Genomic DNA, 20557 nt, shown 5'->3' with positions numbered 1-20557 from the left:
ATTATGAACTTAGAAATAGTAAGTCCAGAAGCTGTTATATTTAATGCAGAAGTTGATTCAGTAGCCGTACCAGGTGTTGAAGGTGAATTTCACATGCTTAATAAGCACGCTGCAATAGTGTCTTTGTTAAAAGAGGGGGTTGTTAAAGTATATACCCATACACAAAACCAAAAGGCTTTTGAGAAATTTACAGGAAGCTTCCAAAAACATCCTGATGATGATAAAATTTTAGTTTTCCCTATTAAATCAGGAACCGTAGAATTAAAAGATAATAAAGTAATTGTTTTAGCAGATTAGCAAATCTACTAAAGTTTTAATTTATTAACCTCAATGAAAAATCATTGAGGTTTTTTTATTTATATAGTTTTTAATCCCCCAATATTCAGTGGCTGAGAATTCACTACTACTAGGTTAAATTTCGACTCTTTTTATATTCAGTTTTGTATTTATAAATTAAGTGGTAGATGTATTACTTCATTGTTATATCTCCAACTAAATAATCTAAATTAATAAGTATGAACTTTTCAAAGAAAACTAACGAAATTATTATGTGTAAATCGAAATTTATAATTGCATCTTTGATGCTTGTTGTGATCAATGCTAATGCACAATTTGGTAAGGTATTAGGTAAATCTAAAAATGTTGAAGCAGCTAAAAAAGTAGCCAAGGCAGCAACACTTTCTGACGATGAAATGGCAGTGTTGTCACTACAATCTGTAAAATGGATGGATGAGAATAATCCCATAGCCGATGCCGGAAACCCTTATGCAGACAGATTGGCTAAATTGGTTAAAGGCCTTGATAATGAAGATGGCTTGGACTTAAATTTTAAAGTATATCTTGTAGTTGATGTCAATGCTTTTGCAACGCCAGATGGTAGTGTTAGGGTAATGGCTGGTTTAATGGATTTGATGACTGACGATGAAATATTAAGCGTTATTGGTCATGAAATTGGTCATGTAAAGCTGGGACATTCTAAAAAGAGATATCAATCAGCTTATGCGATATCTGCTGCTAAAGATGTTGCAATTGCAAATTCAAATGGAGGTAAAATTTTAGCAGACAAAGAAATTGGTAATTTTGTTGAAAATGTTGTAAATGCTCAATTTTCTCAAACACATGAGTCGGCTTCTGACAAATATGGATTTCAATTCATGGTTAAGCACAACATGAATTATCACGCTATGCATGGGGCTTTTCAAAAGTTGGCTAATTTAAGTGTAGATGGAGGTAAAGGCTCTTTGACTTCGTCTCATCCAGGTTCAGCTAAACGTGCTAAACGTGCTAAAGAATGGGCTGAAAAACAAGATGCTAAGAAATAAAATAATATTTACTATTACTACATAAAAAATGCCACTTATTTTTAAGTGGCATTTTTTAATGTTTTATAATAAAATCTATTATTTAAATAGATGTCTGTATATATCGTTTCCGTTAGCGAATAATAGTAAGGCTATTAAAAATATAAAACCTGCAACTTGGGCATATTCTAAAAATTTATCGCTAGGTTTTCTACCTGAAATCATTTCGTATAAAGTAAAAACTACATGACCACCATCTAGAGCTGGTATTGGTAGTAAATTCATAACTCCTAACATTATTGATAAAAATGCTGTGATGCTTAAAAATGTTTGCCAGTCCCATGTAGATGGGAAAATGCTTCCAATAGATATAAATCCTCCTAAACCTTTATAAGCTCCAGTACTAGGGTTGAATATCTTTTTAAGTTGTTTTAGGTAGCTAGAAAACGTTGTCCACGCTTTGTTAATTCCTACAGGAATTGCTTCTATAAAATTATATGTTTTGGTTTCAAAACTATAATAGCCTAATTTTTCCAAGTCACTTTCAGGCATCATGGCTATTTGTACACCTATTTTACCATTATCATCTAATTTTACATCAATATCTTTTGTTTGGCTTTCTCGTTTTACTGTAAGTGTTACTGTTTCGTTTTTATATTTGTTGAATTCAGTTTCAGCTTCATCAAAATATTTTATAGGTTTATCGTTTATTGCAACAACAATATCTTTGGCTTTTAAACCACTATTTGCATTTTGTAGAGTATCTATTACATTGCCAATAAAAAATGGAATTCTAAGGGCTAAGAAATTAGCGTCTTCTTTTTCAGTATCTACCAATTTTGAAATAAAATCTACAGGAATTTCTTTTTCAATTATTTCATTATTTCTTTCAATAGTGTATGAGTTTCCATTAACAAATTCAATAAAAAGACTGCTGAATCTTTCTATTTTTTCACCATCAATTGAAAGAACTTTATCACCTGTTTGTAAGCCTAGTTCTTCACCAAGTTCATTTTGAACCCAAATACCATCTTTTAAATTTTCAGTTGGCAAATACTTTTCACCCCAAATATTCATCATTAGAATATAAATGAAAATACCTAATAGAAAATTTACAGTAACGCCACCTAACATAATAATTAAGCGTTGCCAAGCTGGTTTAGAACGAAATTCCCAAGGTTTAGGTTCTTCTTTCATTTGCTCAGTATCCATACTTTCGTCTATCATACCAGCTATTTTTACATATCCACCTAATGGAATCCATCCTATACCGTAAACAGTTTCTCCAATTTTCTTTTTGAAAAGTGAAAACTTATAGTCAAAAAATAAATAGAATTTTTCTACGCGAGTTTTAAATATTTTAGCAGGAATATAATGCCCAAGTTCGTGTAATACTATTAATATTGATAAGCTTAATACAAATTGTGAAACCTTAATAAATATCTCCATCTTCTATAAAATCGTTTTAAAAATCAGTTTGCAAATGTAAGGTTTTATAAATAATTAGATTAAAATGTGTTACGTAAAATGTTTGTTAAAATGATTACGTTTAAATATAGATGTCTGAATTAAAAAATGTTATGAATTTAATAGTATAAATCTTTTACTCAGAATAGTTGAAGTTTCAACAAGTTTTACTTTAATCTATAGGTTGAAAATTATTCTTCTTTTAGTATTGTTTTGTGTAAAACCCCTTGATTGGTTTCTATTTTTACTAAATGTATACCAAATGAAAGTGGTTTTAAATTAATGGCTAGCAGCGGATTACTTTCTTCTAATACTAATTTACCTAACATATTGTAAATAGATACTTTTTCTACAATTGCATCACTATTATTTTGAATGTTTATAGCATTTTTAGTTGGATTAGGGTATAAAGAAATATTACTGCTTAGAACCTCTTGATCAACCCCGTTTTTAACGCTGTTATTTTTACTAATAATGTGATATTCTGGGTCTACTTCAACCTGATCTATTTGAAAAGGCACCATTCCTGTAAAACTCTGTTTATTTTCAGAAAGTTTAAGTCTTATTATTAGTGAGTCGCCATCGCTATTACTTACCTTTATAGGTATAGGCATTTCAAAGAAAGATACTGATGTGTCAGATTGCGTTTGTGACACTATAATATTAATTTCATTATTTTTTTTACTCTGAAACCAAGTTATTTCGTATGAAGGAAATCCTTTACCAACAGTCCAATCATTAAAAAAATCAGATAAATCTTCTCCTGTTAATTCTTCGGTAGATTGTTGAAAATCTTTAATGGAAACAGTACTATTATTTTCATTTAACTTTAATAGGTATGCGTCTATACTATTAGAAAAGTTCTCGTCACCCAATTTATATTTTAGCATATGTAACACCATAGCCATTTTTAAAAAACTGGGTTCTTTATAATGTTCGTTTGTAATTTTTTCAACGGTAGCTTTACGCCACTCTAAATCTTCTGAGTCAATATTAATAACTGATTCATCATCAGAAAGTGTAATTAATTCCTGAAGATAAATATCATGTATATTTAAATTCTCTTGACTAAAAGATAAACATGAAAAAATTATTAGAATTAGGGGTAATTTTTTCTTCATAAACAATAACTTTGCAAAAGGTTGGGAGAAGCAAAGTAGCCCCAAAGATATAAAAAAAATGTGATGGATTTATCATTCTTTAAAAAATCGGTTCCAACTATACTAAGAATTGGAGTTCTGTTTGTGATTTTAGTGATAATTGGTGTTTTTCTATTAACTCCTAAAAAGAAATTACCGGTTTACAACCCTGCCGATGTTAATCCAAGATTGGTTGATGATTCTGTCAAGCATATTAGATACAATCATAAAATTGCAGACTTTAAATTAATCAATCAAAATGGAGAAATTATTACCCAAAAAGATTATGAAAATAAAATATATGTAGCTGATTTCTTTTTTACAAGATGTCAGACCATATGTCCAGTGATGACTACCAATATGAGTGATTTGCAGGAGTATTTTAAAAATGATAGTACGGTAAAATTTCTATCTCACTCAGTAACACCTGATATTGATAGTGTTTCTGTTTTGAGGGCATATGCAGATAAGAAAGGTGTAATTGACAGTAAATGGAATTTGGTTACAGGAGATAAAAAACAAATTTATAACTTAGCAAGAAAATCCTATTTTGCTGTTTTAGATGAAGGTGATGGTGGTGCCCAAGACTTTATTCATACAGAGCAGTTTATTTTGGTAGATAAAGACCGTCAAATTAGAGGATATTATGATGGTACCAATAAAGAAGATATCCAACAAATTATAAAAGATATTGAATTGTTGAAAAAAAATAAGTAAAAATTATTAAATTGAATTACTTCATGATATTTATCACTTCAGTTTATTAAAAATTACGTATTTTCGCACAGTATTTATAATCAATCTAAATAAAAATTGTATTCAACTTTAGCAGATTTTATAGTCGGAGAAATTGGGATAATTGAAGAGATTCCCTTTGATAGTGTACCTTTAAAACTTTTAGAAATGGGGTGTTTACCAGGCAAAGAGGTAGAATTACTACAAATAGCACCTTTAAAAGATCCTTTATACATTAAAGTAAATGGAAGTCATTTAGCTATAAGAAAAGAGACAGCTTCGCTTATAAAAGTTACCAAAATAAAAAATTTATGCGACATTCTGAAGTCATAAATGTTGCTCTAGTCGGCAATCCAAATACCGGTAAGTCACTCTTGTTTAATCAGTTAACTGGTTTAAATCAAAAGGTAAGCAATTACCCAGGGGTAACGGTAGAGAAAAAAACAGGCATCGCAAAATTAGATAATAAAACTAAGGCTAATATTACAGACTTACCAGGAACGTATAGTATTAATCCTTCCAGTTTAGATGAAAATATTGTTTTACAAACTTTTTTAAGTATTGATAAAAGTAATTATCCTGATGTAGTAGTTGTAGTAGCTGATGTTGAGAACTTAAAAAGGAATTTATTTTTATTTAGCCAAATTAAAGATTTAGAAATACCTGCTATTTTAGTAGTTAATATGTCTGACAGGATGAAAAAGAAAGGTATTTCTTTAGATATAGAATTGCTAAAAAAAGAATTAAAATCAGAAGTGATTTTAGTCAGTGCTCGAAAAAGAATAGGTATTGAGGAGGTAAAAAAGGCAATATTAAATTATAAAAAAGCCAATACACTTAAAATTGCCGAAATTGCTGATAGGATAGATGCTTCATTTTTTAAAGAATTAAAAGAAAAGTTTAGTGATACTTCTATGTACAAAGCTTGGCTTTTAATTACTCAAAATCATAATCTAACTTCGGTTCCTGAAAAATTTATAAATCGGATTAACGATTTTAAAACAGATCCCATTAGGTTAAAAAAAATGCAGAATAGAGAAACTATTCTACGCTATCAATACATCAATAATATTTTAAAAAAGACATACGAAGTAAATGCAGAAGAAGCAACCGGTTTACGGCATAAAATAGATAAAGTATTGACGCATAGGGTTTTTGGTTATGTTATTTTTGCTACCATATTATTATTAATTTTTCAATCTATTTTTGATTGGGCAACCATGCCCATGGACTTAATAGATGCCACATTTGCTAATTTAAGCGAATGGACCAAAAATCAACTTCCAGCAGGTGTATTTACTAATTTATTGGCTGAAGGTATAATTCCAGGTATTGGTGGGGTAGTTATTTTTATTCCACAAATTGCTATTTTATTTTTGTTAATTGGTATTCTTGAAGAAACAGGCTATATGAGTAGAGTTGTTTTTTTAATGGATAAAATTATGCGTCAGTTTGGTATGAGTGGTAAAAGTGTGGTTCCACTAGTTTCTGGTACGGCTTGTGCAATTCCTGCTATTATGGCCGCAAGAAATATTGAAGGATGGAAAGAGAGGTTGGTTACTATATTGGTTACTCCCTTTATAACTTGTTCTGCACGTTTACCCGTTTATGCAATTTTAATTGCTCTAATTATTCCTCAACAACGTGTCTTGGGGGTGTTTAGTTTACAAGGGTTAGCATTAATGTGTTTATATCTATTAGGGTTTACAGCCGCTATTACATCTGGCTGGTTATTAAGCAAAACTTTAAAAGTAAAAGGAAAGAGCTTTTTTGTTATTGAAATGCCTGCATATAAAATACCATCGTTAAAAAATGTTGGTTTTAATGTTGTACAAAAAACTAAGGCTTTTGTATTTGGAGCAGGAAAAATTATATTAGCCATTTCTATTATACTTTGGTTCTTGGCTTCCAATGGACCAACAGCTTTTAAAAATGCTGAAGAAACTATAAATAAACAGGTTGAAAATACTCAGTTAAGCCAAGAAGATATTGATCATATGATAGCGAGTTATAAACTAGAAAATTCTTATATAGGAATTGCTGGCAAAACTATAGAGCCTATTATAAAACCTTTAGGATATGATTGGAAAATAGGTATTGCACTATTAACTTCTTTTGCGGCGAGAGAAGTTTTTGTTGGAACTTTAGCAACTATTTATAGTGTTGAGGATGATGAAAGTAATACTATTAGACAACGTATGGAAGCTGAAATTAATCCAGAAACGGGTCAAAAACGTTTTAGCTTTCCTGTAGGGATGTCATTATTAGTTTTTTATGCCTTTGCCATGCAATGTGCCGCTACATTGGCCATTGTAAAAAAAGAAACTAATGGCTGGAAATGGCCATTGTTGCAGCTTTTTGGAATGACTACCTTGGCTTATGTGGCCTCTTTTATCACGTTCACAATTCTAAGTTAATATTATGATTCAAAATATTTTAGTTTACATAGCAGTAGCATTGGCCTTGTTTTTTTTAATAAGAAAATTTCTATTTAAGCCTAAGAAAAAGTCTGGTTGTGGTACTGATTGTGGATGTTAAATTTTTGTAAGTACAACTTTCTCTAACTGTTTGTTTATCATTTGTTTATAAAGTTCTTTTATAGACCTGTAATAGTTTGGAGCTATAATAGGAACATTCATTTTAAGTGTAGACACTATTTGAAGTTTGTGTTCTATTGCTTTGCATATAAACATATAGTTACCAAAATTATCTTCAGTTGAAAATGATACGTTTTCTGGAAGTGATTCAATTTTGTAACCTTCAGGCAGTGTTACTGTTACGTTGTATTTTTCTTGAAAAGGAGTGCCGAAATCAACAGGAAATTGTCTGATTTCTAACTTGAAAGGATTTTCCTTCTCTGTGTGATAAAATAATGGTGAAAAATACATTTTATCACCAATAATTTCTACCTGATTATCACTTTCAAAATTAAATTGATAATAAATGGGTTTGTAAATATTGTCTTGATTATTGGTTTTGAATTTATCAATTTCTATATTGTCATTTTCTTTTTCGAAAATACCAATTAAATCATTTTCATTAACGTTGTTATTCTTACTTCTGGCATTTAAACCTAATAAATTACTAAGGCCTAATCTTTCTTGCCCAGTAAAGTTACCTTCATTATCTATTTTTCCTACTAGAAATACATTCTTTTGAGCAGCTTTTTTTGGGAAAAGATTTATTTCACTAGAACTACCATTTTCTCTTACAATTCTACCATTCCAGTTTAAATCTCTCAGAGGGAGAATGTTTGGTGTACTGTATTTTTCAGTAGCATCTAGTAATATTATCCCAGAAGCACTTTCTACGCCAGCAATTACATAATTAAACCCGTCATTGGTTGGAAAAATAGGAATGCCATGGTCTCTTGTGCTTATTAAAATAGGATTTGCCTTTAAATTTGCTTCACGTAACATGGCTACTAACGTCAAATTAATTTCTGCAACATTGCCCACTCCATCTTTATAAGCTTTTCTAACACCATCAATAGTATAAAGTCCTTTATAATTATTCCATTTGATTTTTTCTTTTACAAACTGGAAAATTTTGGCAATTTTTTCGTTATCTGGAGCGGTTAAATTTATTAATGATGCTAAGTCATCTTTAAAATGTGATTTTTTATCAAGTTGTCCACCAAAATTACTGTTTTGGTAAATTGTCTTAGTCACATCTTCCCATGTAGTACTGTAAAACTTTAAACTGGAATTAGGGAATTTTGTACTTGTCAGTTCAAATTTTAATGCAGTTATATAATTATTAATGTTGTTAACATAGGGTTCTTCTTTTAATGCAGGTACATCTTTTAGTGTGCATTCTATTACATTCGTTTTGAAATTTACTTTTTCTTGATTATAATTGGTTTTAACATTTCCGTTTGCAAAGCTGCTACCTCCAGTTCTTTCTTTAAAGTTAAATGTAATGTAAGACGATTTAGTGCTTCTTTCTAAATTAATAGGATAGTAGCCTTTCATTACATTTTTAAATACAAAATATTCTGGTGTTTCTACCTTAGATTCTATATATTTAATAGGTATAAAAGACTGTAATTCCATATCATCAATATGAGAATAATAAGGTGAGGTAACAGAATATTCCCATTCAACAATACAGCCTTCAGCTAAATTAGGCATAGTAAATTTTTTACGATACCAATAATCATTTACATCTTCTTCAAAAATATCTTTTTTGTTGAGTTTCGTTTTTTCGATTTTACCGTTACTTAAATTATAAGTATTTCCTTTTATAGAAACTTTTTCATCTTCGTCCCCTTGGTATAAAGAAATTCTTTTGGTAGCCCAATCGTAACCTTCCTTGTTATAAATTTTAATACGCTCATGAACTTCTGTGATTAACTGAAAACCTTTATTCTGAATATAATCGAAATAAGATATTCTTTTTTTATATAAAATTGCTGCATTAGCTGATGAGTCAGTAGGATAATATTTTTCTAGTAACTCTTGTTTACTGACTTTCCCAAATTTTACATCTTGGGCAAAGATAATTGTGGTGAGAAATAAAAATAATAATGTTGAGGAGATTAATTTTTTCATTGCAATAAGTATTGTTCAATAAGTGTAGTTTATTGAAATTAGGTTTGTTAGTTAGTGGAAGTTTTATAGCTGTAGGTCTATTTTAAAAGTACAACCTTTGCTTTATCTTGTTTAGCAATTGTTTTTCTAAAATTTCTATACTTTTCGTATTCTCCAGCTTTATAAAGGCCTTCGTTAAGTTTAAATATTCTAGTGTATTTTATTTTATTTTCATTAATTTTTAGAAAACTTAATTCATAGTTTCCAAACTTGTTTTCAATTTTAAGGTTGTTTGGTAGGGCTTCAATCTTATAACCATTAGGTAATGTAATGTCAAATTCGTCTTTGTCAATAAAACCTCGGGATATTTCAAATGGTAGTTTTCTATTTCTATAACGTTTTGGAACTTCTAATGCTCGGTTAAAGGCATTTACAACAAACAACATTCTGTCCCCACTAAAGGAGGCATATTTTAAGGCATTTAGTTTTAAATTTTCTTTAAATATAATACTATCTTTATTATTTATAAAATTATAATTATCAATTGTTAAATTATTTATATACGCCCAATAATTAGAGTTGTAATAATCGTCTATATCTCTTTTGGTATTGTTTTCAATTCTAAAATGATTATTGTATTGCATTCCACTAGACGTTATTTTTACGTTTGCTTCTAAGTGACCCTCTGTGTTGATAGAATAATTTGCAACTGTATGTTGAAGACTTTCTTCAACTTTATAAGCACCTGTATTTTTAATTTCGCCACCTTCTGGTGTAATTACCAGTGCATTTCTATCATCTGTAAATGTACCTTGATAACCAAAGGGCTTAATTTGGCTTGTACATTCCAACCATACATCACCATTGGCTGTTGGTATATTTAATATAACGTGATTTCCTTGCATAGAAAAAATATCTTTCTCTACATTTCTTTTTTCTTCACCTGCCCATATTACTGAGTAATTTGATTTTACACCAACAGCGTCTAATAACGTTTTTGTATAGTTGGTTAAGCCTTTACAATCGCCATAACTTAATCTATCAACATCATCAGCTTTCATCGGTTTCCAGCCTCCAATACCTTCTTGTACACTTATATATCTTGTTTTCTTTTGGACATAATCATAGATAATTTTTGCCTTTTCTATATCACTTTTAGCATCTTTTACAAGATTGTTTACTTTTTGGCTAGTAGCTGCGTTTATTTTATCTTTTCCGTTTAATAAATACTCATATCTCCATTTTCCAAAGTCTTTCCAATTATTGGCTGATCCATCTGCCCCTTCTAAATGATATTTATTTGATGAAACCATTAACCAAGGCATTATGTTTCTATAGTTTGGGGCTAACTCTTCATATTTTATTGAGGGAGTATTATTGATTTCATAACTTAAAGTACTTAATTCTTCTGATTTAGAAATATTAAAATTTTCAAAATTTTTCTCTAATTTATTAATTTTAATAGCATTGGGAAAAGTAATTTTATAACTGCTTTTTAACACACTTTGATAATAATTTAATGGAAACCATCTAGGAATAAATGCCGTGTTTGAAGAAACTACTTCATATTCGTAATAAACAGTATAAGGGTACGAGATGGGAGTGTATTTGTAGTATATTAGCCTGCCATCATTAAAAAGTGAAATTCCATCTGCAGCACTTCTATCTATAAAATCACGTTTTTTAATGTCTTTTATTTTGGTTCCAGAAGCATTATAAATAGAAACTTTAACCCCTTTTATCTCATTAGATGAATCATAATAAATTTGAATTTCAGAATTTGAATCACCAAGTTTATTTAAAACTGTTACTGCTTTTTTACGAGTAATAGTCATTTTTCTTGCAGATTCTAATTCAACATCAACCATTGAATTTAGCACAACAGAATTAGCATTCTGCTTTAAATTATTAGGAATGGTCAGAATGTTTGCGTCAAAATCTTGAGAAAAAGAAATTTGAGAAATACAAATAAATACAAAAAGTAAGCACTTTTTAAAGGTCATGGTTTGTGGTGAATGTTGAGGTTTGGTGTTAATATATTGTGAATTAAAAAGCAGTTTTTAGTATGATATACTTTTTGATTATTAGTGTTTTAAGATTTGTTTTTAGTGTCAATTATAATAGTTACTGGTCCGTCATTGAGTAATTTTATTTTCATATCAGCTCCAAAAATTCCCGTTCCTACTTTTTTACCTAAGGCTTTTTCTGTGTGCAAAATAAATTGCTCATAAATTGGGGTAGCTATCTCTGGTTTTGCAGCTTTTATATATGAAGGCCTGTTCCCCTTTTTTGTACTAGCAATTAATGTGAATTGACTAACAATTATTAAATCACCGTCTACCTCAATAAGCGATTTGTTCATTATTTCATTTTCATCATTAAAAATTCGAAGATTTAGTATTTTTTTAGATAACCATTCAATATCTTCTTTTGTATCGTTTTCTGCTATTCCTAAAAGAACTAATAGTCCATTTTCAATTGACGAAATAGTTTTGTTGTCAACAGTTACAGATGCGTAACTAACTCTTTGTATTACGGCCTTCATGCTAAACTTTATTAATACAAATTTAATTTAAAGATTAAGATTGTAGGTTTCGCTGATGTTTTTTTATAAACAAATACTTATTTTACAGATTATAGTTTTCTAATTTTTATATTTCTAAACCATACTTTGTTACCATGGTCTTGCAATCCAATATGTCCTTTAGCTATTTTTCCAAAATTTTTCCAATCCTTAAATTTTGAATTGGCAACCATGTTGTCCCATTTTTCACCATGAAGTGGAAAAGTTGCTATTACTATACCATTTAAAGTTGAAGAGCCTTCATTTGTTTTGTGATTAATTTTAATAATGGATGTGTTCCATTCACCAGCAGGATTTACAACTTTTGCAGAAGGGGAAACTAAGTCGTATAAGGCTCCGGCCTGTCTATCGGTGCCGTTTTTAGCATCAGGATGTTTTTCATCATCTAACACTTGAACTTCAAGAGCAGATTCATATATTTTAGCATTTTCAACTTCTAAAACACTCCAAAATATACCACTGTTGCCACCTTCTGAAATTTTCCATTCTAACGAAAGCTCAAAATTTTCAAATTTTTCTTTAGTAATAATGTCTTTGCCTCCTTCTTCACTAGGCGTAAAAGCTAAGGTATTGTCTTGAATAGACCATTCAGAAGGCATTTTATCCATTAAATAGCCACGCCAAGCATCCATAGAAGTGCCGTCAAAGAGTGTAATCCATTCGTTCTGTTTTTCGTTATTTGTTGTGCTTTTGGCGTTAATATCTTCTGCTTGAGAAGTTTCTTTTTTATTGTTTTTACATGCTGAAAAAGCAAATACTAAAATTAAGATAATTGTTAGGTTTTTCATTAATAGATGTTTTTATAATTTAAATAAATTTATTGTTTTATGAAGTTTACTTAAGTCCTAATATTCTTTTTAACTTCTCTTTATCGATAGCAGCACCAGCAAAATCATCAAATGCTTTTTCAGTAGCTTCTATAATATGATTTTGGATAAAAACAGCACCTTCTCTAGCACCTTGTTCAGGACTTTTTATACAACATTCCCATTCCATAACAGCCCAAACATCACATTCATATTGAGTTAATTTTGAAAAAATGGTTTTAAAATCAATTTGACCATCTCCTAATGAGCGATAACGTCCAGCTCTGTCAATCCAATTGTTATAGCCTCCAAAAGCACCTTTTTTTCCTGTGGGATTAAACTCAGAATCTTTTACATGAAAAGATTTTATAAATTCATGATAGTGATCTATATAAGCAATATAATCTAATTGCTGTAATACAAAATGTGATGGGTCGTATAGAATATTTACTCTTTTATGATTGCCTGTAGCTTCTAAAAAACGTTCAAAAGTATCGCCATCATGAAGGTCTTCACCAGGATGAATTTCATAACAAACATCTACATCATTTTCATCAAATACGTTTAAAATTGGTAACCAGCGTTTTGCTAATTCTTCAAATCCCATTTCTACTAATCCTGGTGGTCTTTGAGGCCAAGGATGCATGGTGTGCCACAATAAAGATCCTGAAAAAGTAGCGTGAGATTTTAAGCCTAAATGTTTACTTGCTATCGCTGCATTTTTAACGGTTTGTACAGCCCATTCCGTTCTTGCTTTAGGGTTGTTTTTTACCTTATCAGGTGCAAAATTGTCAAACATTATATCATAGGCAGGGTGTACAGCAACCAGTTGGCCTTGTAAATGTGTAGAAAGCTCTGTAATTTCTAGTCCGTAGTTATTTATTTTACCTTTTAATTCATCGCAATAGGTTTTGCTTTTTGCAGCTTTGTCTAAGTCGATTAATCGGGTTTCCCAAGTGGGAATTTGAATGCCTTTGTACCCTAAATCACTTGCCCATTTACATAGACCATCTAAAGAGTTAAAAGGGGCATTATCTCCCATAAACTGAGCTAAAAATACGGCTGGTCCTTTTATTGTTTTCATTTTGTCTGTTATTTTAAATTTACCCAAGTATTTCCCTGTTTATGTGAATGTACGGTACTTTCAATAAAGTTAAGTCCGCGTACACCGTCATTCATTGTTGGAAATTCTCCTGAATTATATTTTTCATTTCTAATAGCTTTTGCAGCACCTAAATAGATATTGGCCATGGCGTCAAAAATTCCTTCTGGATGTCCAGGCGGTAATTTTGTGCCATCTAAGGATAGTTTAGAATTGTAAGCGTGTCCAGGTTTATAAACCTGTAAAGGTTTATTATCGGTTAATAAGTATAAAAAATTGGGATTTTCTTGTTCCCATTTTAAGGCTCCTTTATCACCGTAAACGGCTATTGACAAACCGTTTTCTTCACCTGTTGCTATTTGACTTGAGCGAATAACACCTTTGGCATTGCTGTTAAAACGAATTAAAACAGTTCCGTCAATATCCATAGCATTATCTTCATATAAATAATTTAGATCTGCCAACACAGATTTTATTTGTAAGCCTGTTGTAAATTCAATCATATTAAAAGCATGGACTCCAATATCGCCCATACAACAGCTAATCCCTGCTTTTTCAGGATCTAAACGCCATGTAGAACTGCGTTTGGATTTGTCATGAATAATTGGATTTATCCATCCTTGGTAATATTGGGCATCTACTTTTTGTACTTTTCCAATGGTACCTGATTTAATCATTTCACGCATTTGACGTGTCATTGGATATCCGGTATATGTATGCGTTACGGCAAAAACAAGATTAGAATTATCAAGTATATTTTGTAGAATTTTTGCTTCGTCATATGTAGTGGTTAAAGGTTTTTCGCAAATAACATGAAACCCATTTTCTAATAGCTTTTTAGCCATAGGAAAGTGTAAAAAGTTAGGTGTTAAAATTGAACAAACTTGAATTCTTTCTTCTTTAGGAAGTTTTAATTCTTCTTCTATTAAAGTGTTGTAATCTTTGTATATTCTATTTGTAGGTAGGTCAATTTCCTTAGCAAATTTGATGCTTTTATCATGATTTTGATTAAAAACTGCACCTACAATTTCGTAATTGTCGTTTATTTGTGAGGCCACACGATGCAATATTCCGATTAATGAGTCACCGCCACCTCCCAAAATTCCTAATCTTATTTTTTTTGGCATAATTTTATTCGTAATTTAATATATTCTAACAGTTATTCTGAGTATTCTATTTTTTCATTTTTAAATAAAAGGGCAAATATTAAAAATACTATAGCTGCAAAAATTGCTGGGAATATCCAAATATCTTTCCAACTATGTAAGCCTTCATTAATTATGTAATTGTCAGAAATTTTGCCTGCAATATAAAACCCTATCAGCATGCCAACACCATAAGTAGCCAAAGTAATAAGTCCTTGTGCAGCACTTTTATATTTTTCACCTGCCTTTGAATCTGTATAAATTTGGCCAGAAACGAAAAAGAAATCATAACAAATACCATGCAATGCTATACCTATAATTAAAACAAAAAATAAATCACCTGCGTTTCCAAAAGTAAACAATGAATATCTAATTACCCAAGCAAGCATGCCTGCAAGTATAGTTTTTTTAAATCCATATTTTTTAAAGAAAATAGGAAGCAATAGCATAAATAATATTTCTGAAAGTTGGCCTAAAGAAGCCCATGAAGTTGAATTTTCTACTTTTAGTTCGGTTAAAAAAGGACTTATATTTTGGTAGTAAAAGGCTAAAGGAATACAAATAAGTACTGACGAAATAAAGAAAATTAAAAAGTTTCTATCTTTTAATAGGGTTAGAGCGTCTAATCCTAAAATATCTGAAATTCGAGCCTTTTCATTTTTATTTACTTTAGGAGGAGTTTTGGGTAAGGAAAAACTAAATAATCCTAAAACGGCAGAGGCTATTGCTGTCATTAAAAAGGTGTAAGACAAATAACCTCTTTCTATATTTTCAATTGCATCCCATTTAAAAGCCAAACTAATCAGAGAGCCTGCAAGTATCCATCCTAAAGTACCCCAAACCCTAATTAAAGGAAATTGTTTAGTGGTGTCTTTCATTTGATTAAATGAAACTGAATTTACGAGTGCTAGTGTAGGCATATAGGCTATCATATATCCTAGTACATAAGGATAAAAGGTGTCAAATTCTGTAGTTTTTGACATTTGATACATTAACACAGCACCAATTAGGTGTAAAACACCTAGAATTTTTTCTGCATTAAAATATCTATCAGCAATAAGTCCTATAATAAATGGGGCAACAATAGCACCCCAAGATTGTGTAGAAAATGCCATGCCTGTTTGGGCACCAGTAGCACTTAAATTATTTGCCAAAAAAGAGCCTAAGCTTACAAACCATCCGCCCCAGATAAAAAACTCTAGAAACATCATAAAGGATAGTTGGAATCGTATTTTACTTGTCATTTGTATATTTTTAGTGATTTAATTAGTAGCTATATATTTTTATAAAATAATGCTATAAAGGTTACAAAACATATTGTTTATAGATATATTTTGATAATCTTCATAGGCATTGGCTTAATTTATGTGGTTGGGTTAGTCTAATGTTTTGACCGTCTTTATCAATAATTCTTTAGTGGCCTGTATTCCTTTTTCTTCACTCAAACGACTACCTTCATATTCAACACCAATAAAACCTGTATATCCAGCATCTTTCACAATTTGTAATAAACGAGCGTAATTGAGTGTGGTTTCATTACCATTGGCATCAAAATCATAAGATTTAGCACTAACTCCTTTTGCGAAAGGCATCATTTCTTTGGTGCCATTATATTTATCATATTCTTCAATACATTTTGCATTCCATTGGGCTCCGCCTTCTCTTTTTAAACAAAAATTACCAAAGTCAGGCAATGTTCCGCAATTATCCAGATCTACGTTTTTAATTACTTGTGCTAATAGAGCAGCATTAGAAGAAAGCCCTCCATGATTTTCAACAATAATATTAATTCCTTTAGATATTCCATATTCTGAAAGTAATTTTAATCCTTTTGTAGCATTTACAATCCATTCCTCTTCTGTGGTAGCACCGAATAAATTTACACGAATAGAATGACAGCCTAAAAAAGCTGCTGCATCTACCCATTTTTTATGATTATTAACAGCTTCATTTCTTTCGTTTTCGTCAGAAGTAGCTAAATTCCCTTCGCCATCTACCATAATTAGTACATTTTGAATATTATATCTATCACTTTTAGCTTTTAAAGAATCTAGAAGATTTTTCATGCCCATATTTTTTAACTCTTCAGTGTAAAGCCCTGATACATACTCTATCCCTTCAAAACCTAATTCTTTTGCTTTTTGTGCAAAGTCTAATGGATTTAAAGTCTTGTCATTAATTGCTCTATGTAAAGACCATTGGGCTAATGACAATTTGAAAAATGGATTTCTATTTTCAGTCAAAGTAGTTTTGTCTTTTTCTTCTGTTTTTTTAGTATTCTTTTTACAAGAGGTAATTGAAGTAGATACTATGAGTATCAAGGATAATGTAAATAAAATTTTTTTTATCATAATCGTTAGTTGTTTGGTTTTTCTTGAGAACGATAAAATTACAAAAGTTTCATTAGAATATTAATAATTTGATTAAATTTAGCCTTTAAAATTATTCATTACTTAAAAATATATTGCTATTTTTATTAGATAGGTACTGTGTAATTAATTTAAAATCAATCAATGACATGTTTAAAGAAAATTACGATGCTATAGTAATTGGAACGGGAATAAGTGGAGGTTGGGCAGCCAAAGAATTATGTGAAGGAGGATTAAAGACTTTGGTTCTCGAAAGAGGTAGAATGGTAAAACACGGAGAATACCCTACTATGTATGATGACCCTTGGGATATGGAATTACGAGGAAGTAATTCGGTAGAGGATCAAAAGAGACAAGAAAAACAGAGTAGAACGGGGTACACTACAAATGCCGAAAGTAAACATTGGTTTGTTGATGATATTAAACACCCATATAATGAAATTAAACGTTTTGATTGGATGCGAGGATATCATGTGGGGGGGCGTTCTATAACTTGGGGCCGTCAAAGCTATCGTTTAAGTGATTTGGATTTTACAGCCAATGTCAAAGATGGATATGGTGTAGATTGGCCTATACGTTATAAAGATATTGCTCCGTGGTATGATTATGTTGAAGGATATATTGGTGTGAGTGGAGAAAAATTAGGATTACCACAGTTGCCAGATGGCGTTTTTAGTCCACCTATGGAATTAACCTGTGTTGAAGAAGAATTTAAGGCTAAAATTGCGAGTAATTATGAGGATAGGTTACTAACCATTGGTAGAGTGGCTAACATAACAGGAAATCATAAACATAAAGGAAGAACTAATTGTCAATTTAGAAATAGGTGTATAAGAGGGTGTCCTTATGGTGGATATTTCAGTAGTAATGCCTCAACTTTACCTGCAGCGGAAATTACCGGGAATATGACCTTGCGACCTAACTCGATAGTTCATGAAATTATATATGATGCTAAGTTAAAAAAAGCAACAGGTGTAAAAGTTATTGATGCTGAAACAAAAGAATCCTATGTTTTTTATGCAGATATTATTTTTTGTTGTGCATCAGCCATTGCATCAGCAGCTATATTGATGCAATCAAAATCAGATAGGTTTCCTAATGGATTAGGTAATGATTCTGGAGAATTAGGTCATAATATAATGGATCATCATTTAGGAGCCGGAGCTAGTGCTAAGGTAGAGGGTTATGAAGATAAATATTATAAAGGACGAAGACCAAACGGAATTTATATTCCGAGATTTAGAAATTTAGGAGATAAAAAAACAGAACAAAAAAATTTTCTTAGAGGATATGGGTATCAAGGAGGTGGTGGAAGATATGGAATAAAAGAACATGTTGCTGAGCTGGCTTATGGTGCAGAGTTTAAAGAAAAAATTTTAGAACCAGGTCCGTGGAGTATGGGAATTAACGGATTTGGTGAATGTTTGCCTTATCATGAAAATAAAATGACATTAGATTATGATAAATTAGATGAATGGGGATTGCCTACTGTGACTTTTGATGCAGAATGGAAAGAGAATGAGCTTATTATGCGAGAAGATATGAAACAACAGGCTGCAGAAATGCTTGAAAAAGCAGGGTTTAAAGATGTTAGAACATTTGATAGTGTAAAAGCACCTGGAATAGGAATTCATGAAATGGGTACTGCAAGAATGGGAAGAGACCCAAAAACATCAGTACTTAATGCTTATAATCAAATTCATAGCGTACCAAATGTGTATGTTACAGATGGTGCATGTATGACCTCTGCTGGTTGTCAAAATCCATCATTAACATACATGGCCTTAACAGCTAGAGCGGCACAACATGCTGTAAAACAGTTTAAATCAAAAAGAGCTTAAAGTAATGAATAGAAGAGAAGCATTAAAAGGATTAGGTTTGTCTTTAGGTTATGTAGTTGCTACTCCAACCGTTTTAAGTATGTTACAGAGTTGTATAACAGAAGAAGCGTTGTGGAATCCTATTTTTTTGTCTGTAGAACAGGGTAAGATTTTAAAAACGTTAGTCGATTTAATTTTACCTAAAACAGATGCAACTCCAGGAGCTTTAGATGTAAATGTACCAGAATTTATTGATTTGTATATTGCAAAAACAGCTTCTGATAAAAAAAAGGTTAGCTTTAAGAAAGGATTAGATGCTATTATGCAAGAGATGGGAGTGTTAAACAAAATAAACACAGATGTAAACAAAGAATCTTGTGATATATTATTAGCAAAATATTTAAGAAGTACTCCAGAACAACAAAAAGCATTTACCAAAAAGGAAAAATTAGTTTATAATACATTAAAAGAGTTAAGAGATAGAGCGGTTTGGGCATATAAAACCAGTGAAGAAATAGGAAAGAATGTTTTAGCGTATGATCCAATTCCAGGAAAACAACAAGGGTGTATTTCTTTAGAAGAAACAAGAGGAAAAGCATGGTCATTATAGATAATTGTAAAAATGAAAGTAAAATTTATTCTATTTAATTTAGTGCTATTGTTAATTTTTAGTTGTAAAACAAAACTAGATGATAATAAAACAGTACTAAATAGTAATGAAAAAAAGGTAGAAAATTGGATTTCATTATTTAATGGTAAAAATCTGGAAGGATGGATACCTAAAATTAGAGGGTATGAGTACGGTGATAATGTCTATAATACTTTTCGAGTAGAAGATGGAGTTATAAAAGTCTCTTATGATGAATATGAGGGTGAATTCAAAGATAAATTTGGTCACCTTTTTTATAAAACTCCTTATTCTAATTATCGATTAAAACTACAATACCGTTTTGTAGGGAGTCAAATAAAAGATGGTCCAAGTTGGGCAGCAAAGAATAGTGGAGTTATGGTTCATTGTGAAGATCCAAAAATGATGGGAAAGAATCAGAAATTTCCTTTAAGTATAGAAGTTCAATTGTTAGGTGGTGTTGAGGAAGGTATAAGCAGGTCAACAGGGAATTTATGTACACCTGGTACTAATGTAATTCTAGATGGTGATTTAGTAACGGCTCATTGTACAAATTCAAGTTCTGATACTTATTATGTAGACCAATGGATAAATTTAGAGGTTGAGGTTTATAATGACTCTTTAATTATTCATAAAATTAATAATAAAGAAGTACTTAGATATTCAAAACCTCAAATTGGGGGTGCTGATCTAGATGATTACAATAATGAATATAAAAATAGAATAGGGGAACCTATTAAAAGTGGTTATCTTTCATTACAAAGTGAAAGCCATCCGGTAGAATTTAAAAATATTGAATTGTTGAAGTTATAATATGCAACATATTCCTAATAAAAGTACAACGTAAAATCTTTCAAAAAAAAGCAACTATTGACATAGTGTTTTATTGTTAGCTGATCCTAAATTATATCTATTGAACGCTAAAAAAT

General features: G+C 30.7%; 19 protein-coding genes. 9 read left to right on the top strand and 10 right to left on the bottom strand.

Annotation, left to right across the window (positions count from 1 at the left end; all coding sequences use genetic code 11):
- The first annotated feature begins 3 nt into the window (after positions 1-3).
- Entirely contained in the window at positions 4-297 is a 294-nt protein-coding gene (locus EGM88_RS02745; RefSeq protein WP_123896435.1) for a F0F1 ATP synthase subunit epsilon, read from the top strand.
- Between the two features lie 218 nt (positions 298-515).
- On the top strand, positions 516-1322 hold the full coding sequence (locus EGM88_RS02740; protein ID WP_203229413.1) for a M48 family metallopeptidase: 807 nt from the start codon (positions 516-518) through the stop codon (positions 1320-1322).
- Between the two features lie 78 nt (positions 1323-1400).
- Here EGM88_RS02740 and rseP read toward each other — a convergent pair whose 3' ends face one another.
- Positions 1401-2750, bottom strand: coding sequence for an RIP metalloprotease RseP (gene rseP / locus EGM88_RS02735; protein ID WP_123896434.1), 1350 nt, complete (start codon positions 2748-2750; stop codon positions 1401-1403).
- A 209-nt stretch (positions 2751-2959) separates the two neighbouring features.
- Complete coding sequence (locus EGM88_RS02730; protein WP_123896433.1) at positions 2960-3889, bottom strand: T9SS type A sorting domain-containing protein; 930 nt, start codon at positions 3887-3889, stop codon at positions 2960-2962.
- A gap of 63 nt (positions 3890-3952) precedes the next feature.
- Here EGM88_RS02730 and EGM88_RS02725 point away from each other — a divergent pair, with 63 nt between their 5' ends.
- The 4 genes from EGM88_RS02725 (at position 3953) to EGM88_RS02710 (ending at position 7180) form a co-directional block, all read left to right on the top strand.
- Positions 3953-4624 carry an SCO family protein gene (locus EGM88_RS02725; protein ID WP_123896432.1) on the top strand — a complete coding sequence of 224 codons (672 nt, stop codon included), beginning with the start codon at positions 3953-3955 and terminating at the stop codon, positions 4622-4624.
- 96 nt (positions 4625-4720) lie between these two features.
- A complete protein-coding gene (locus EGM88_RS02720; protein WP_123896431.1) occupies positions 4721-4975 on the top strand; it encodes a FeoA family protein in 255 nt (84 codons plus the stop codon).
- Positions 4954-7059, top strand: a complete 2106-nt coding sequence (gene feoB / locus EGM88_RS02715; RefSeq protein WP_123896430.1) for a ferrous iron transport protein B — start codon at positions 4954-4956, stop codon at positions 7057-7059. Before EGM88_RS02720 ends, feoB begins: the two co-directional genes overlap by 22 nt.
- Before the next feature lie 4 nt (positions 7060-7063).
- On the top strand, positions 7064-7180 hold the full coding sequence (locus EGM88_RS02710; protein WP_123896429.1) for a FeoB-associated Cys-rich membrane protein: 117 nt from the start codon (positions 7064-7066) through the stop codon (positions 7178-7180).
- Here EGM88_RS02710 and EGM88_RS02705 read toward each other — a convergent pair.
- The 8 genes from EGM88_RS02705 to EGM88_RS02670 all read right to left on the bottom strand — a co-directional run bounded on the left by EGM88_RS02705 (position 7177) and on the right by EGM88_RS02670 (position 17162).
- Positions 7177-9195 carry a DUF3857 domain-containing protein gene (locus EGM88_RS02705; RefSeq protein ID WP_123896428.1) on the bottom strand — a complete coding sequence of 673 codons (2019 nt, stop codon included), beginning with the start codon at positions 9193-9195 and terminating at the stop codon, positions 7177-7179. The genes EGM88_RS02710 and EGM88_RS02705 overlap by 4 nt on opposite strands.
- Positions 9196-9272: 77 nt before the next feature.
- Complete coding sequence (locus tag EGM88_RS02700) at positions 9273-11177, bottom strand: DUF3857 domain-containing protein (protein ID WP_123896427.1); 1905 nt, start codon at positions 11175-11177, stop codon at positions 9273-9275.
- Positions 11178-11266: 89 nt separating this feature from the next.
- Positions 11267-11719 (bottom strand): D-aminoacyl-tRNA deacylase, encoded by a 453-nt coding sequence (gene dtd / locus EGM88_RS02695; RefSeq protein WP_123896426.1) that lies wholly within the window; start codon positions 11717-11719, stop codon positions 11267-11269.
- 89 nt (positions 11720-11808) lie between these two features.
- Positions 11809-12546 carry a 3-keto-disaccharide hydrolase gene (locus tag EGM88_RS02690; RefSeq protein WP_123896425.1) on the bottom strand — a complete coding sequence of 246 codons (738 nt, stop codon included), beginning with the start codon at positions 12544-12546 and terminating at the stop codon, positions 11809-11811.
- 46 nt (positions 12547-12592) lie between these two features.
- Positions 12593-13648, bottom strand: coding sequence for a sugar phosphate isomerase/epimerase family protein (locus EGM88_RS02685; protein WP_123896424.1), 1056 nt, complete (start codon positions 13646-13648; stop codon positions 12593-12595).
- Positions 13649-13656: 8 nt separating this feature from the next.
- Positions 13657-14793: a Gfo/Idh/MocA family protein gene (locus EGM88_RS02680; RefSeq protein WP_123896423.1), complete on the bottom strand. Its 1137-nt coding sequence runs from the start codon at positions 14791-14793 to the stop codon at positions 13657-13659.
- Positions 14794-14825: 32 nt separating this feature from the next.
- A complete protein-coding gene (locus EGM88_RS02675) occupies positions 14826-16055 on the bottom strand; it encodes a nucleoside permease (protein ID WP_123896422.1) in 1230 nt (409 codons plus the stop codon).
- Between the two features lie 132 nt (positions 16056-16187).
- A complete protein-coding gene (locus tag EGM88_RS02670) occupies positions 16188-17162 on the bottom strand; it encodes a sugar phosphate isomerase/epimerase family protein (RefSeq protein ID WP_123896421.1) in 975 nt (324 codons plus the stop codon).
- Between the two features lie 167 nt (positions 17163-17329).
- On the opposite strand from EGM88_RS02670, the gene EGM88_RS02665 reads away from it, so the two are divergent.
- The 3 genes from EGM88_RS02665 to EGM88_RS02655 are packed head-to-tail and all read left to right on the top strand — an operon-like array spanning position 17330 to position 20441.
- The gene (locus EGM88_RS02665; RefSeq protein ID WP_123896420.1) at positions 17330-19021 is read left to right on the top strand and encodes a GMC oxidoreductase; all 1692 of its coding nucleotides are present in this window, start codon (positions 17330-17332) and stop codon (positions 19019-19021) included.
- Positions 19022-19025: 4 nt separating this feature from the next.
- Entirely contained in the window at positions 19026-19610 is a 585-nt protein-coding gene (locus EGM88_RS02660; RefSeq protein ID WP_123896419.1) for a gluconate 2-dehydrogenase subunit 3 family protein, read from the top strand.
- A 12-nt stretch (positions 19611-19622) separates the two neighbouring features.
- Positions 19623-20441, top strand: coding sequence for a 3-keto-disaccharide hydrolase (locus tag EGM88_RS02655; protein ID WP_123896418.1), 819 nt, complete (start codon positions 19623-19625; stop codon positions 20439-20441).
- The last annotated feature ends 116 nt before the right edge of the window (positions 20442-20557 follow it).

The sequence above is a fragment of the Aureibaculum marinum genome (assembly GCF_003813905.1).
Classification (GTDB): Bacteria; Bacteroidota; Bacteroidia; order Flavobacteriales; family Flavobacteriaceae; genus Aureibaculum; species Aureibaculum marinum.
The sequence above is the reverse complement of the archived record's forward strand: the minus strand, read 5'-3'. Positions and strand labels throughout refer to the sequence as shown.